At 46.2% G+C, this 14,302-nt stretch carries 15 protein-coding genes and 1 tRNA gene; 11 read left to right on the top strand and 5 right to left on the bottom strand.

All coding sequences use genetic code 11. The features are described from left to right. Nucleotides 1–116: 116 nt before the first annotated feature. Nucleotides 117–1,886, top strand: coding sequence for a class I mannose-6-phosphate isomerase (locus tag L4D09_RS03315; RefSeq protein ID WP_428456067.1), 1,770 nt, complete (start codon nt 117–119; stop codon nt 1,884–1,886). A 76-nt stretch (nt 1,887–1,962) separates the two neighbouring features. Next, entirely contained in the window at nt 1,963–3,879 is a 1,917-nt protein-coding gene (locus L4D09_RS03320) for a PTS fructose transporter subunit IIABC (protein ID WP_428456068.1), read from the top strand. Between the two features lie 144 nt (nt 3,880–4,023). Here the strand turns inward: L4D09_RS03320 and L4D09_RS03325 are convergent. Beyond that, nucleotides 4,024–4,100: transfer RNA gene (locus tag L4D09_RS03325), tRNA-Arg, on the bottom strand. 60 nt (nt 4,101–4,160) lie between these two features. Continuing rightward, nucleotides 4,161–5,297 (bottom strand): flagellar assembly protein FlgT, encoded by a 1,137-nt coding sequence (locus L4D09_RS03330; protein ID WP_428456069.1) that lies wholly within the window; start codon nt 5,295–5,297, stop codon nt 4,161–4,163. 223 nt (nt 5,298–5,520) lie between these two features. On the opposite strand from L4D09_RS03330, the gene L4D09_RS03335 reads away from it, so the two are divergent. Both L4D09_RS03335 and L4D09_RS03340 read left to right on the top strand, forming a co-directional pair. Then, nucleotides 5,521–6,156: a FlgO family outer membrane protein gene (locus L4D09_RS03335; RefSeq protein ID WP_428456070.1), complete on the top strand. Its 636-nt coding sequence runs from the start codon at nt 5,521–5,523 to the stop codon at nt 6,154–6,156. Between the two features lie 8 nt (nt 6,157–6,164). After that, nucleotides 6,165–6,590, top strand: coding sequence for an LPP20 family lipoprotein (locus tag L4D09_RS03340; protein WP_428456071.1), 426 nt, complete (start codon nt 6,165–6,167; stop codon nt 6,588–6,590). 82 nt (nt 6,591–6,672) lie between these two features. Here L4D09_RS03340 and L4D09_RS03345 read toward each other — a convergent pair whose 3' ends face one another. The 3 genes from L4D09_RS03345 to flgA form a co-directional block, all read right to left on the bottom strand. Next, nucleotides 6,673–7,101, bottom strand: coding sequence for a flagella synthesis protein FlgN (locus tag L4D09_RS03345; RefSeq protein ID WP_428456072.1), 429 nt, complete (start codon nt 7,099–7,101; stop codon nt 6,673–6,675). Nucleotides 7,102–7,137: 36 nt separating this feature from the next. Beyond that, the gene (gene flgM, locus L4D09_RS03350) at nt 7,138–7,461 is read right to left on the bottom strand and encodes a flagellar biosynthesis anti-sigma factor FlgM (protein ID WP_428456073.1); all 324 of its coding nucleotides are present in this window, start codon (nt 7,459–7,461) and stop codon (nt 7,138–7,140) included. A gap of 98 nt (nt 7,462–7,559) precedes the next feature. Beyond that, on the bottom strand, nt 7,560–8,267 hold the full coding sequence (flgA, locus tag L4D09_RS03355) for a flagellar basal body P-ring formation chaperone FlgA (protein WP_428456141.1): 708 nt from the start codon (nt 8,265–8,267) through the stop codon (nt 7,560–7,562). 164 nt (nt 8,268–8,431) lie between these two features. Here flgA and L4D09_RS03360 point away from each other — a divergent pair, with 164 nt between their 5' ends. The 7 genes from L4D09_RS03360 (at nt 8,432) to flgF (ending at nt 14,286) form a co-directional block, all read left to right on the top strand. Next, nucleotides 8,432–9,352 carry a chemotaxis protein CheV gene (locus tag L4D09_RS03360; RefSeq protein WP_428456074.1) on the top strand — a complete coding sequence of 307 codons (921 nt, stop codon included), beginning with the start codon at nt 8,432–8,434 and terminating at the stop codon, nt 9,350–9,352. Between the two features lie 17 nt (nt 9,353–9,369). After that, nucleotides 9,370–10,200 (top strand): CheR family methyltransferase, encoded by an 831-nt coding sequence (locus L4D09_RS03365; protein WP_428456075.1) that lies wholly within the window; start codon nt 9,370–9,372, stop codon nt 10,198–10,200. A 151-nt stretch (nt 10,201–10,351) separates the two neighbouring features. Continuing rightward, entirely contained in the window at nt 10,352–10,747 is a 396-nt protein-coding gene (flgB, locus tag L4D09_RS03370; RefSeq protein WP_428456076.1) for a flagellar basal body rod protein FlgB, read from the top strand. Between the two features lie 3 nt (nt 10,748–10,750). Further along, nucleotides 10,751–11,167: a flagellar basal body rod protein FlgC gene (flgC, locus tag L4D09_RS03375; RefSeq protein WP_428456077.1), complete on the top strand. Its 417-nt coding sequence runs from the start codon at nt 10,751–10,753 to the stop codon at nt 11,165–11,167. A gap of 18 nt (nt 11,168–11,185) precedes the next feature. Further along, complete coding sequence (gene flgD / locus L4D09_RS03380; protein ID WP_428456078.1) at nt 11,186–11,899, top strand: flagellar hook assembly protein FlgD; 714 nt, start codon at nt 11,186–11,188, stop codon at nt 11,897–11,899. Nucleotides 11,900–11,922: 23 nt separating this feature from the next. Continuing rightward, nucleotides 11,923–13,341 carry a flagellar hook protein FlgE gene (gene flgE / locus L4D09_RS03385; RefSeq protein WP_428456079.1) on the top strand — a complete coding sequence of 473 codons (1,419 nt, stop codon included), beginning with the start codon at nt 11,923–11,925 and terminating at the stop codon, nt 13,339–13,341. Between the two features lie 195 nt (nt 13,342–13,536). Continuing rightward, entirely contained in the window at nt 13,537–14,286 is a 750-nt protein-coding gene (flgF, locus tag L4D09_RS03390; RefSeq protein WP_428456080.1) for a flagellar basal-body rod protein FlgF, read from the top strand. Nucleotides 14,287–14,302 lie beyond the last annotated feature (16 nt).

The raw sequence follows: 14,302 nt of genomic DNA on the forward strand, positions 1-14,302 counted from the left end.
TGATTTGGTGTGGTTAATCGTTTAAACCATAACTGAGTGGTTAAACATATTAACCAAATTGATGACTTATGGTTAATCGATATATCTTCATCTCAACGAAATGATGAGGTGCAATCATGAGCTATTTGAACAACCAAAAAGCTAACTACGACAAATTTCCCCATATTGATGTGACGGGATTTGCCGGCCAGAGCTGGCAGGGCTGGGATAACCTATTCGATGCCGTCGACAGCAAAATCCATGCTTTGGGTAAAGACAAGACCGTATTGGTCGTTGACTGCTACCCAGGTGTAAACCTGAAGGGTTTGGAGCTGGCCTTGACTGCTGCTTTCCCTCAAGCATTGCTGCATTGCTCTGAGCAGGCGAAATATCCGGAAGAGAAGATCTTCGCCATGATCGAGCGCCATGTGACGGATGATCGGGTATTTGGTGTGATTGCACCGCATAAGCTGATCGAGTTCTTCGATGACGTGCAACTGTCTACTTTGAAGCGCAATGTGGATGAAAGCCAGTCGAAGCTAGTGGTGGTCTACGGGCCGGGTGCATCACTGATCCATGATGGCGATGTCCATGTCTATGCCGATTTGGCTCGCTGGGAAATTCAGCAGCGTTATCGTCGTGGCGAGGCGGGTAACTGGGGCGTAGATAATACCGACGAAGACCTCCTGCGTCGTTACAAGCGTGCCTTCTTCATTGAATGGCGTGTATTCGATCGCTATAAAACCCCGTTGCTCAAACGTACTGATTTCTTGCTTGATACCAATGTTGCCGATACCCCAAAATTGATCAGTGGTGATGCTTTCCGCGCAGGCCTTGAGCAGGCTGCAAGCCAGCCTTTCCGTTTAGTCCCGTTTTTTGACCCAGGCGTTTGGGGCGGCCAGTGGATGAAGGAAGTCTGCGATCTCGATCCTGATAAACCAAATTACGCATGGTGTTTTGACTGTGTACCCGAAGAAAACAGCCTATACCTGATGGTCGATGACATTAGAATCGAAATCCCATCGCAGGATTTGGTCATGCTTCAGCCTCGCGCTCTATTGGGTGAAGAAGTGCACGCTCGCTTTGGTGCCGAATTCCCAATCCGCTTTGACTTCCTTGACACCATGCAGGGGCAAAACCTTAGCTTGCAGGTTCACCCGCTGACAGAATACATCCAGCAGGAATTCGGTATGCATTATACCCAGGACGAGAGCTACTACATGCTTGATGCAGGTGATGATGCTACGGTCTATCTTGGGGTGAAAAATGGCGTAGACCCAGATGTCATGATGGCAGACCTACAGGCTGCGCAACGCGGTGAGAAGTCGTTTGATGATGATCGGTTTATTAATAAATTCCCAGCTAAAAAGCATGATCACTTCCTGATCCCTGCGGGGACGATTCACTGCTCAGGTACTAATGCCATGGTACTGGAAATTAGCGCTACACCATATATCTTTACTTTTAAGCTGTGGGATTGGGATCGCTTGGGAATGGATGGTCAACCGCGCCCGGTTCATTTAGATCACGGTAAAGAAGTGATTCAGTGGGATCGCGATGCCGACTGGACCGAAGAGAATTTGGTTAACCGCGTCGATCTCATTGCCGAGGGAGACGGCTGGCGTGAGGAGCGTACCGGCTTGCATGAGCGTGAGTTTATCGAGACCCGTCGTCACTGGTTTACCCATGCAGTAACGCATAAGACCGACGGTAACGTGAATGTGCTGAACCTTATTGAAGGTCGTGAGGCTATTGTTGAGAGCCCGACGGGTGCCTTTGCACCATACGTAGTGCATTACGCAGAAACGTTCGTGATTCCAGCTTCGGTTGATGAGTATGTCATCCGCCCTTATGGCGAAAGCGAAGGCCAGGAAATTGCCACCATCAAGGCTTACGTACGTACCTAAATTTGAACCTACCTGTTCCTACAGCTAAGCGGCTTTGCTGACAAAGTCGCTCATTACAACAAAAAGAGAGTTTGCCATGATCACATCTCTTATAAATGAAAATTTAATGTGCCTTGATTTGAAGGTCACAACCAAAAACGACGTGTTTGATACCCTTTCCGAGATCTTGTTGCGCGAGGGAAAAATTAATGACAAAGCCCAATTTGTCGCAGACTTGCAGGCTCGTGAAGCCCAAGGCTGCACGGGCTTTGAAGACGGCATTGCGATCCCCCATGCCAAAAGTAAGGCGGTGGTTGAGCCTGCGGTAGTTATTGGTATTTGCCAAGAAGGAATAGATTACGGCTCGGAAGATGGCTTGCCATCAAAGCTGTTTTTCATGATTGCATCGCCAGATGGCGGCGCCGATCACCATATCGAGGTACTGGCTGAGCTATCAAGTAAGTTAATTGAAGATGGTTTTGTTGATGCCTTGCTTGCGGCGAACACAACAGCAGAAGCGCTGGCATTGTTGCTAGAAGAAAAAAAATCGGTCGAGTCTGAGCTGGCAGCAAACGATGGACCAAAGGGGTTTGTGATTGGTGTAACCGGGTGCCCGGCCGGGGTGGCGCACACCTACCTAGCTGCTGAGTCCTTGGAAAAAGCGGCGGCAGAGCTGGGGTATGAGATCAAGGTAGAAACCAATGGTTCGATAGGTATCAAGAATAGCCCAAGTGCGGAGGAAATTGCCCGTGCCGATGCCATCATTGTTGCCTGTGATAAGCAGGTCGACATGAACCGTTTTGCTGGCAAGAGGCTAGTAAAAACCGGCGTAAAAGAACCGATCAAACGCGGCAAACAATTGATTGAGAATGCGCTTCAGGCGTCGTCCTACCAAGCTCAGGGTAGCACTCAAACCGATGAAACTGCCCTGAAAACCAAAGCAACTTCGGCACTTTACACTTACTTGATGAACGGTGTGTCGTACATGATCCCGTTTGTGGTAACCGGTGGTTTGTTGATTGCATTGTCGCTGGCTATTGGTGGTGTGCCAACCGAACAAGGTATGCAGATCCCAGAGGGCAGTTTCTGGCAGCCAGTATTGGATGTCGGTGTGGTGGCGTTTACCTTGATGATCCCGATTTTGGCTGGTTACATTGCTTACGCAGTGGGTGACCGCCCGGCATTGGCCCCAGGGCTTATCGGTGGTTGGATTGCCAACAACGGCTCGTTCTATGGTTCGGAAGTCGGCACCGGCTTTATCGGTGCGATTATTGCCGGCTTGCTGGTGGGCTATTTTGTTCGCTGGGTAACAAGCATCAACTATCCGAAAGTGATGCAGCCTTTGGTGCCTATCATAATCGCGCCATTGTCGGGCACCTTCTTCATTGCGGTTATTTTCATCACTATCATCGGCGCGCCAGTAGCGGGAATGATTGACTCGATGAACGCCATGCTGGTGAACATGAGCGGCGGTAACATCATTATTTTGGGCATGATCCTCGGTGCGATGTCTGGCTTTGATATGGGCGGTCCGGTCAATAAAGTAGCCTTCCTGTTCGGGGTTGGCATGATAGCCAGCGGGCAGACTCAATTCATGGGCGCTTTGGCCTGTGCATTCCCTGTACCTCCGCTAGCAATGTGGATGTCGACAGTGATTGGTCGCAAGATGGGGCTATTTGATCAGACTGAAATCGAAGCCGGTAAAGCGGCAGGGGCAATGGGCTTTGTCGGTATCGGTGAAGGTGCTATCCCATTCGCGGTACGTGATCCACTGACGGTTATTCCTGCCAACGTTATCGGCAGTATGGTGGCGTGTGTGATGGCTTTCCTGTTCGGTATTACCAACACTGTTGCCCACGGTGGCCCGATTGTTGCCTTGCTTGGTGCAATGAACAAGCCGGTGATCGCTGTGATGTGTATGCTGGTCGGTGCAATCGTTACTTGCCTAATCACTATCTCTTTGAAGAAGTACCGTTTGGTAAAGTCTGAAGCTGCTGAGCTGCAGGTAAGTTAATACTACCAGCTCAGCGAAAAGTGAATTGAGTTAATACGCGGGAGCTTAGCTCTCGCTTTTTTGTTTATGCTTTGTATTGTAATACTACCTGATACAGGCAATAAAAAGGTTAGTCGGTATTAACCGACTAACCTTTATTGAAACTGGCGCTCCCTGCAGGAGTCGAACCTGCGGCCTTCCCCTTAGGAGGGGGACGCTCTATCCAGCTGAGCTAAGGGAGCTTCAAGTATGAACTTGAGTGGCTATTATACAAACTTTTTCAGATATATTAAGCGATTATATTATTTCTGGAGCTGTTTGGTTAGCAAATCGCCAGGTTGAATGCTGCCAGCTAAATCGGGCTGTTCGACAAGAAGCTCTGCTGACTTTTCGTAAACGCGATCAACGGTCAGGGTTATATCGGTTTGGATCATTCGATTACGCGGTATACCTTGTTGATCGATAAACCCAGCGCTATGCCATAACGCAAGGCGATCGCCTGATTCTACGCCATGGATGCGGCCTACATTCACTTGCACCATATTGCCATGGGTATTAACCACTTCAGGTAAGCTTGCTTTACAAGATAACGTGCTTTCGAGATCAAGCATCATATTACGGCTGACGCGTTGTACTGCTTGCCCGTAGCTAGATTGCCAGAATCGCGCGCTGGTTGTATCCAGTTTACTCACGCGAGAGAACGGCCATTCTGCCACTTCACGATAATTATTCTGCATTAACATCTCACCCGTTTTACCGTCCATTATCTGAATATTGGCCGCAAACTGGCGGTTAATTTGATCGCTTCTTAAGAATTTTTGGTCGAGTGTCGAGGTTAAATCCGTGATTTCACCGCTAATGATGTACTGCGCATCATTATCTTCTGCCAGCATGGTCATCATTGATGGTTGACCAGCTGAAATTGGCACCCGCGTTGTATTGCTGACGACGAAACTTTGAGAGTTACGCTCTATTTGACGCTTCAATATTGAAGTGAATGATTCGCCGAGTTGGTAAACACCGCCTAACGATGCATGTTGTGGATAGGAAATAGCGAACTCGCCAAGCAGTAAGCCTTTTTTATATTGTACTTTGTGGCAAGTTTTTGCCGATGGATACACATCGATACGTGCTGTTAGGTAAACCTTGCCGCTTCTTTTTTGTGTTTTAAGCACCATGACATGGCGGACTTCATTGCCGCTAAACTGATATTCACTTCGCTCTGTTGCCAGGTAGGGTTGTAGATGGCTAAAGCTGGATATATCAGCTCCTGCATAGCTCATCGCTTGAAATACGGCGTCTTCAAGGGCGTTTTTTCGAGCCGTACTCTCGCTTTCGAGCTGTACGGCTGTACCTGTCACCTCAAACCAGGCGGCAGATAACTGCGATGAGAGTAGCAGGCAAAGGCTACCGAGTAAGGTTAAGTGTTTTTTACTCATTTATTCCAACTCTGGTCAACTTGGGTATGAAAATTGCTTATGCGTAAGTAGCTAAAGATAAAACTTGCCGTTTCTTGTTGCAACGAACGAATTGCGTTAATAGCAGAGGCTATGCAAAGAGTGTTCCTAGTAGCATTTTCTAGTGTAATCAGTAAAGTTTTTCTTTCTGTGTACGATAACAGGGTAAGAGCATCAAGTCTCTTTTCATCTGGAGCTGGTTAGAATGAAAAAATGGATAGTCCTGATACTGGCAATGATGACCGTATCATGCACATACTCCCCAATATACAATGGTAAAGAACCTTACACAGGAAGTACTTTCTTGTTAAAGGAAACCCCACGTCATACCTTGGATTTCTTTATTGAAGGGATGACTGAGCAGCTCGTTTCTTCAAACCAGTATTTGACGGCCAAAACACCGTTAGCCGTGACTTCATTTGTTGACTTACAAGAAATGGGTGAGACCAACTGGTTAGGCAATAGTGTAACTGAAAGCTTTATGTATCAAATGCAGCAGCGCGGTTATACCGTGGTCGACTATAAGGCGACGGGGGCAATAAAGGTTACCCCAGATGGTGATTTTTCTATCAGCCGTGATTGGCGTGAGCTTAGCGCTGAGCAGCCTGTTGATTATGTGCTAACAGGTACGATGCTACGTCAAGGTGCGGGTGTGTTGGTTAATGCGCGTATCATAGGTATGCGTTCTCGCGTTGTGATTGCTTCTGCTCAAGGCTTTTTACCAGCAGATAGAATTGGACGCGATCTTGATACTTTGAATAAAATGCGTATCCAGAACGGTGTGATCATTCGAAATGAAACCGCAACGTATGACCGCAATACTGTGGTGTTAAAACCTTAGGAGTGAATATGCGTTACTGGTTTTTGGTGATTTTGGTTACGCTCGTAGGTTGTCAGCCTTTAGCTGATATTCGTAACGACGACTTAATCACTGCTGTTGGCTATGCCTCTATCAGCGAGCAACGTGGTCGAACTATTGAAGAAAAGCGTGTTCGAGCAATGCGAGCATCAAAAATAGATGCTTACCGTGAACTAACCGAGCAAGTTTACGGTATGCGCATTAGTGCTAGGGCTGGAATGGAAGATCAGCAGTTAGGGATTGAAAGTACAGACGGCTCTGCCGATGGTATTATTCGTGGCGCAAAAGTGTTGCGCAGCTACCCTGTCGGCGACAGCTTTGTAACTGAGATGGAGCTTGATCTGAAAAAGATGGATCGGATGAAAAAGCATGGTGAAGTCTATCAAGTGCCAACTAATCAAGAGACATTATTCTAATCTCCACAGCTGGCATGCCTGAACTTAAAAAGCGAGAGTATGATGCTCTCGCTTTTTTGATCTGTAAGGTACAGTGACGTGCTTATGCTTTGATGTTCGTACCCAATGAACGGATATTTTGGGCGACACCATCGCTATTGTAGGTCATTTGCTGCTTTCCACGGCTCTGTTGAAAGAGGTTATTGAGTTTGTGGAAGCTTAGCTGCGCGCGTTGAAGTGCCTCGCCGTTGACTTCATTGATTTCTTTACAGCGTGCAGCCATCGCTTTGATTTCTTCAACAATGGTGGCTAAATTTGGCTTATCGACCAATTGTTGACGGTTAGGATGGCTGGCAATGAGGTGATCTTGTTGCTGCACTTTATGAATCAAAGTGAGCTTATCTGTTGCAAGCTGTGAAATGTCTGCTGCTTTTCGAGCAACGATCGCGGCTTTTTCTTGCTCCAGTAGACGAGAGAGTGAGACCAGTGTGGCTTGCTGCAGCTCTAGTAACTGTTCAATTGATTGGGACATGGTTCGCTCTCATTAAGGCTGACGCTGAAAGATGGGTTACAAACCGCGCAGTTCATCTTCAAATTTAATCATGTTGGAGGCTAATTTTTCAGCGTCGACAACATAAGAGCCGTTACTGATCGCTTCTTTAATTGCAGCGACCTTGGCACTATCAAAGCTTGGTTCAGCAGCAAGTTGCTGGTGGATTTGACCGACAGCTTTACCTTGTGAGCTGAGAGAAACAGCATCATTTTGGTTACCGCCGATAGAAGAGCTGGTGGCGCTCTTGGATGATCCGGTTCCGGCGTTAGACACATTGCTGTGGCTGCTGCGAGATGTTGTCATTGGGTGACCGGATCGAAGTTGATCGATACTTGCCATATAATTAGCCTTTGAACAATATACTAGAGACAGCCTCTACATCGGCAGGGCATCAGTAAACTTTAGTATTAATTGTACCAATATTTTGGCTGTTTCCTCTAGTAATTGACGGTAACTTCACCAACACTGGTGATCACCGCATCAATAACCCGCTTTGATTTAGCGTTTTGTACTCGAATTTGTTCCCCCAAAGAGCCATCCGATAGAGCAATACCGTTAGTAACGATGTTTAGCCCACCGTTACCTGCTTTAATATTTACGGCATCATTACGGCAAACAAGGCAAATATCGCCACTTTGTACTGCATCACCCATATTCACGGTGCGTTTTATTTTAGAACCAATGATTTGCTCTGGACGTTCAAAGACGGCTCCTCGCTGGAAGCGTAATTCAACTTGTTCGACAGTGAGATCATCGGCACTCAGTACCACACCCCGCGCCAAAGGTTTTGTGGCGACAACGCGGGGTAATAATAATTGCGTACGTACGGGAACATAAACTTGCCAGTTTTCAGGAACGCAATTTACTAACACCGTGACATTTCCCGTCAGCGATTGCTTCCCCGGAATGCTCGCATTGAGTGGTTCAGAGCATTGGCGGAGCCTTAGCCGACTGTCGAGGGTTGCCGCATTTACTTGCAGGGTCCCGCGTTCTGGAACGGTAATGTTTTTTGTCACAAATTCTTCAGCGGTGCGTTGTACTGCAACATTAATATTTTGTGCTGTTGCATTGGCGATTGCGCTAAAGAAAAAAGTAATCAAGCCGATGACAAAGAGTAATAATGGTAAATGTGTTTTTGGGGTCAAGGTTTTCACTCTATGTTTACCAAGTTCGTCGCAAGAATAATGACCGTTGTTCATATCATCAGATGACCTGAACACGATTGAATTTGGTATGATATGCCAATTGTAAAAAAAATTCTTATTGAACACGTATCAAATTATAAAAACGATAACACGGAGTCGCCCTTATGTCTGGGATCCTAGATTCAGTCAACCAACGAACACAGTTAGTCGGCCAAAACCGTCTAGAATTGCTTACTTTTAGGCTTAATAGACGCCAGCGCTATGGAATCAATGTATTCAAAGTTAAGGAAGTGCTTCAGTGTCCGAAACTGACGACGATGCCTAACTTACACCCATTGGTTAAAGGCATTGCTCATATTCGGGGGCAAACTATTTCAGTGATTGATATGAGCCTTGCAACGGGTGGGCGTCCAATTACCGACTTAGATAATTGCTTTGTGATTATTTCAGAGTTTAACCGCTCGATTCAGGGCTTTTTAGTCTCATCGGTTGAACGTATTATCAATATGAATTGGGAATCTATTTTGCCGCCGCCGAAAGGGGCTGGTAAGGAAAATTATTTAACGGCTGTCACTGAGATTGACAACGAGCTGGTTGAAATACTTGATGTCGAGAAGATTCTTGATGAGATCTCCCCTGTAAATACAGATATTACCGGCTCGGTTTTAGAAGACCTCATCGAAGATATGCCCGCAGTGCGTCGCGTACTTGTCGCTGATGATTCAAGTGTTGCTCGTAAACAAATTAAGCGTGCAATTGAAGCCATTGGTTGTGAGTGTGTCTTGGTTCAAGACGGTAAAGAAGCAATTGAAAAACTGCGAGAAATGGCAAAAGAGGCGAGTATCTACGAGCAGTTGGCGTTAGTGATTTCAGATATTGAAATGCCTGAAATGGATGGTTACACCTTAACGGCCGAAATTCGTAATGATCCACAGCTGAAAGATTTACATGTTATCCTCCATACCTCACTGAGCGGTGTATTTAACCAAGCCATGGTTGAGCGAGTTGGGGCGAATGCCTTTATTCCGAAATTTAATCCTGATGAACTTGGTGCTGCAGTAAAAGCGGCAATGCCAGAAAAATAATTAAGTTAGAGTAGTAGATGACAGCTATAACAATAAACGATCAGGAATACCGTGATTTTTGCCGTTTCCTTGAAGCGCAGTGCGGTATTGTACTTGGCGACAGTAAGCAATACTTAGTACGCAGCCGCTTAAGTCCGTTGGTCAGCAGATTTTCGCTATCATCACTGTCTGAATTGCTGAAGGCTGTGGTTTTGGGCCGGAACAGGGAGCTTCGGGTTGCTGCTGTCGATGCGATGACAACCAATGAAACGCTATGGTTTCGTGATACTTATCCCTATACCGTACTGGCTGAAAAGCTATTACCTGAATTGTCGGCTAATAAACGACCGTTAAAAATATGGTCATCAGCCAGCTCCTCAGGCCAAGAACCATACTCTATCGCGATGACGATACTGGAAACTCAGAATCGACGCCCTGGTATGCTCACCAGCGGCGTTCAGATCACCGCGACGGATATTTCACAGACTATGCTCGATACTTGCCGAGTCGGGGCTTATGATAATTTGGCACTGAGCCGTGGATTATCACCAGAGCGCCGTCGAATATTCTTCGAGAATAACGGTGATGGTCGGATGAAAGTTAACGATAAGGTGAAGCGAATGGTTAATTTCCGTCCGCAAAACCTAAAAGATAGCTATGCCTTGCTGGGTAAATTCGACATTATTTTTTGTCGAAATGTATTGATTTACTTTTCGCCGGAAATGAAAGCCAAAGTACTAAACCAAATGGCGATGAGCTTAAACCCGGGTGGTTACTTACTGCTTGGCGCATCAGAGTCGTTAACAGGACTAACGGATAAATTTGAAATGATCCGTTGTAACCCTGGGATTATATATAAGCTAAAGTAGTCGCTTTCTCGCCTACCATCTCTATATGGTGAGCTTCATATAACAAAGGGAGAGGCTGCTCTCTCTTTGCCATTCTTCATTGTTGCCCCTTATTTAGTAAAACTTGGCACAATCTTTGCTTTTATAATCATAACGAATTATGGAGGCAGATATGTCTATTTCTTTTGATAAAGCATTGGGTGTACACCAACACACGGTCGGTGTTCGTGCAAAGCGCGCAGAAACACTGGCGAGCAACCTTGCCAATGCGAACACGCCGGGCTACAAAGCAAAAGATGTCGACTTTCAGCGGGCATTGAATGCGGCAACATCAGAGGCAAAGATTGGCCTTAGCCGTACCAATGGTCGGCATATCTCTGCCTCTACAACAGTGATGGGTGAGCAAAAATACCGTGTACCAAATCAGCCTGATACTGGCGATGGAAACACCGTTGATGCTCAGCTAGAGCAAAACCTATTTATGCAAAACTCGCTGGAGTATCAAGCATCGCTTGACTTCTTGGGCTCAAAATTCAAAAACCTGAGCAAGGCATTGAAAGGAGAATAATCGATGAGTTTGTTTAATATTTTTAATGTCTCCGGCTCAGCAATGAGCGCAGAATCTGTGCGATTAAACACTACATCAAGCAACCTTGCCAACGCCAATAGCGTAAGCAGCTCTGCTGATGAAACATATAAAGCGCGCCATCCTATCTTTGCTGCCGCCCTGCAAAATGCTAGTTACCAGCGCGAAGACAGTGTGCCAGTGCAGGTAAAAGGGATTGTTGAAAGTCAGAAGCCTTTGCGTGCTGAATATAACCCAGATCACCCACTTGCTAATGGTGAAGGGTATATCTACAAGCCTAACGTAAACGTGATGGAAGAAATGGCCAACATGATTTCAGCTTCGCGTTCATACCAGAGTAATGTTCAAGTCGCAGATGCCAGTAAGCAGATGCTGATGCAAACATTGCAGATGGGTAAATAAGGGTAAGGAGTAACGGTTATGAGCAGTATTAATGGCGCAGGCTCTGGCAACTTATCTTATCTCGATCAGCTTAAGGGCATGCAAGAGAAAAAGTTACAGGAAGATAATAAAGCGACAGGCCAAAATGAGCTGAAGCAAGAAGACTTTTTGTCGCTTTTAACCAAGCAATTAGCCCAGCAAGACCCATTTAAACCCGTGGGTAACGATCAGATGATTGCCCAGATGGCTTCATTTGCCACGGTTGATGGTATTAACCAAATGAATGAGCAGTTTGGTAATTTAAACTCTGCCATGACATCGAATCAGGCACTACAAGCATCTTCGCTAGTAGGGCGTGATGTCCTTATACCAAGCTCTACCAGTGTTAAAGGAGCTGAGGGGGCGATGGGTGGTATGGTGAAGCTACCACAGGCTCTCGATAACATGATGGTCCGCGTTGAGAATGAACAGGGTCAGTTATTAAAAAGCTTTGATATGGGGGCTAAACCACCGGGCGAGCATCGCATCGAGTGGGATGGCACCGATGAAAATGGCAATGTATTGCCGGAAGGTCGCTACACATTAAAAGTAGCGGGTCTGGTCGGCGGCGAAAGCCGTGAGTTTGATGTGTCGACTTACGCCAATGTAAACAGCGTGTTGCTGGGCAATGGTGATGGCAACGTCATGCTAAACCTTGCGGGTTTTGACTCGCCATTCAAACTTTCCGACGTTCTTGAAGTCGGCCAGGTATAACCGGTAATTAGGAGATTCATACCATGGGATTCAATATTTCACTGAGTGGTATCGGGGCGTCGCAAAAAGACCTCAATACCACCAGTAACAACATTGCCAATGCAAATACCTTCGGCTTTAAAGAGTCACGCGCAGAGTTTGGCGATGTATATTCAAGCTCAATTTTCTCGAATGCTAAAACAACAACCGGCGGTGGTGTACAAACCTCCACGGTTGCGCAGCAGTTCCATGAAGGTTCGAGCATTTATACCAATAACCCGATGGATCTTCGTATCTCTGGCGGCGGTTTTTTTGCTGTCGCGGATGACAAACTACAGCCTCAGAATAATAGTTTGACCCGAAATGGTGCTTTTCATCTAAATAAAGACAACCAAATTGTAAACTCGGAAGGTCAGTACCTATTGGGTTATCAGGTTGATCAAGAAACCGATCAGGTAACATCATACGAAGCGCAAGCACTAAGGGTACCGGATCAATTTGGTCAGCCACGTGAATCCCAAAATATTAATATTGGTGTGAATTTACCAGCGGCCGATCCGGCAAAAGATCCCTCGAAATTTGATTTCAATGATCCAAGTAGTTACAACAAGTCGACGTCGTTAACGATGTACGATTCACTTGGTCAGCCATACAAAATGACGACCTATTATGTGAAAGACAATGGTGGCGATACATCCGCGCAAGTGGATGAAAATGGTAATCCCGTTGAAGCAGCCCCAGGATCTGACGCTGAAAACCGCTGGGCAGTCTACTACACCGTGACCGATGCCACTGGTGAAAAGGCTGTTGATGTTAATATGACACCGGATGGTGACGGCGAAGTGGCCTCGGGTGATGCCAATGGTCCTATTGGTAATGGCCATCAAGGTCACTATATGGACTTTAATACCGATGGTTCAGTGAAATCGATAAACAACGGCAATCCAATCGTGACACAGGCTCTAGGTTTACCTGTGGAAGAAGGCGGTGCTGGACTTGAAATGAACGGCGCCAATGCCAATCAGACTTTGTCAGTCAATTTTGATGAGCCGACTCAATATGCAGCCCCGTTTGAAATTCGCCGCTTTAATGAAGATGGCGCTACAACAGGTTACCTTGCAAAGGTTGACGTTGATGCTAAAGGTTCCATTGTTGCGACATACAGCAACGGCGAAAACGTCACATTAGGACGTGTTGGTATGGTGCGTGTGCCCAATGAGCAGGGCTTAGTATCGAAAGGTGGTACCCAGTGGGTGGCTAGCCAAGATTCGGGAGCCGCTATATGGGGTGAAGCAACGCAAGGGGCATTTGGTGCGATAAAAAGTGGTACGCTTGAACAATCGAACATCGATATGACTCAAGAGCTGGTTGATTTGATCACCGCTCAGCGAAACTTCCAAGCAAACTCCCGTGCATTAGAAGTTGATAACCAGCTGCAACAGACTATTTTACAAATTCGTTAACTGCTTTTCCTTTCTTTTGTCATCATTGCCGCCTCGTCATGTAGGCGGCAATGCATTTCCGTATTCGTCATAATATTGGCGTGCTTCGAATATATTCTTCTATATTCAACCTCTAATTATCTGATATAAAACAAGTTATATATACTGGCATAATTATTGCTTTAAGATCATTGAATTGTGATTGGAGAGTCGATAATGGATCGTGCACTGTATTTAGCCATGAGTGGCGCAAAGCAAGATATGTATGGAATGCAAGTGCATGCCAATAACCTTGCTAATGTGAGAACAACAGGCTTCCGTGCCGATCTGGAGCAAGCGAGAAGCATGCAAGCTTATGGCGAAGGCTTGCCAAGTCGTGTATTTGCCATGACAGAAAACCCAGGGCAAGACTTTTCCCAAGGCGCGGTGATGACGACGGGACGTGATCTCGATGTGACCGTTGAAGGTGAAGGATGGTTAGCGGTACTTGATGCCTCCGGTCAAGAAGCCTATACCCGTGCTGGAAACCTTAAAATTGATGAAACCGGTATGCTGCAAAACGGTAGCGGTAATTTGATGCTTGGTGAAAACGGCGGCCCAATTTTCATACCTCTCCCAATCAATAAAATTGAAGTTGGCAACGACGGAACCATCTCTGTATTACCTCAAGGTGCTCCACCAGAGGCGATGGAAATCGTTGATCGGCTTAAACTCGTACGTCCAGATAATCGTGAGCTGTATAAAGATATCAACGGCCTATTTAAGTCAAAGAATCCTGGTGAAGTCTTTGATGCCGATGCGAATGTTACGTTGTTAAAAGGCGCGTTAGAAGGCAGTAATGTCAATGCGGTGGGTGAGATGACCAGCATGATCGATCTTCAACGACACTTTGAAATGCAAGTCAAATTAATGAAAACAGCAGAAGAAATGGATGCCGCGTCCACATCACTGCTGCGTTTAGGCTAAACCGATAAAAGGAATA

Origin of the sequence: Photobacterium makurazakiensis (assembly GCF_050336715.1) — a bacterium.
GTDB classification, from domain to species: Bacteria; Pseudomonadota; Gammaproteobacteria; order Enterobacterales; family Vibrionaceae; genus Photobacterium; species Photobacterium makurazakiensis.

Excerpts from the sequence above, each read along its gene's own strand:
- L4D09_RS03315 (WP_428456067.1), top strand. The coding sequence starts at position 117 with ATGAGCTATTTGAACAACCAAAAAGCTAACTACGACAAATTTCCCCAT.
- L4D09_RS03320 (WP_428456068.1), top strand. The coding sequence starts at position 1,963 with ATGATCACATCTCTTATAAATGAAAATTTAATGTGCCTTGATTTGAAG.
- L4D09_RS03330 (WP_428456069.1), bottom strand. The coding sequence starts at position 5,297 with ATGAGTAAAAAACACTTAACCTTACTCGGTAGCCTTTGCCTGCTACTC.
- L4D09_RS03335 (WP_428456070.1), top strand. The coding sequence starts at position 5,521 with ATGAAAAAATGGATAGTCCTGATACTGGCAATGATGACCGTATCATGC.
- L4D09_RS03340 (WP_428456071.1), top strand. The coding sequence starts at position 6,165 with ATGCGTTACTGGTTTTTGGTGATTTTGGTTACGCTCGTAGGTTGTCAG.
- L4D09_RS03345 (WP_428456072.1), bottom strand. The coding sequence starts at position 7,101 with ATGTCCCAATCAATTGAACAGTTACTAGAGCTGCAGCAAGCCACACTG.
- flgM (WP_428456073.1), bottom strand. The coding sequence starts at position 7,461 with ATGGCAAGTATCGATCAACTTCGATCCGGTCACCCAATGACAACATCT.
- L4D09_RS03360 (WP_428456074.1), top strand. The coding sequence starts at position 8,432 with ATGTCTGGGATCCTAGATTCAGTCAACCAACGAACACAGTTAGTCGGC.
- L4D09_RS03365 (WP_428456075.1), top strand. The coding sequence starts at position 9,370 with ATGACAGCTATAACAATAAACGATCAGGAATACCGTGATTTTTGCCGT.
- flgB (WP_428456076.1), top strand. The coding sequence starts at position 10,352 with ATGTCTATTTCTTTTGATAAAGCATTGGGTGTACACCAACACACGGTC.
- flgC (WP_428456077.1), top strand. The coding sequence starts at position 10,751 with ATGAGTTTGTTTAATATTTTTAATGTCTCCGGCTCAGCAATGAGCGCA.
- flgD (WP_428456078.1), top strand. The coding sequence starts at position 11,186 with ATGAGCAGTATTAATGGCGCAGGCTCTGGCAACTTATCTTATCTCGAT.
- flgE (WP_428456079.1), top strand. The coding sequence starts at position 11,923 with ATGGGATTCAATATTTCACTGAGTGGTATCGGGGCGTCGCAAAAAGAC.
- flgF (WP_428456080.1), top strand. The coding sequence starts at position 13,537 with ATGGATCGTGCACTGTATTTAGCCATGAGTGGCGCAAAGCAAGATATG.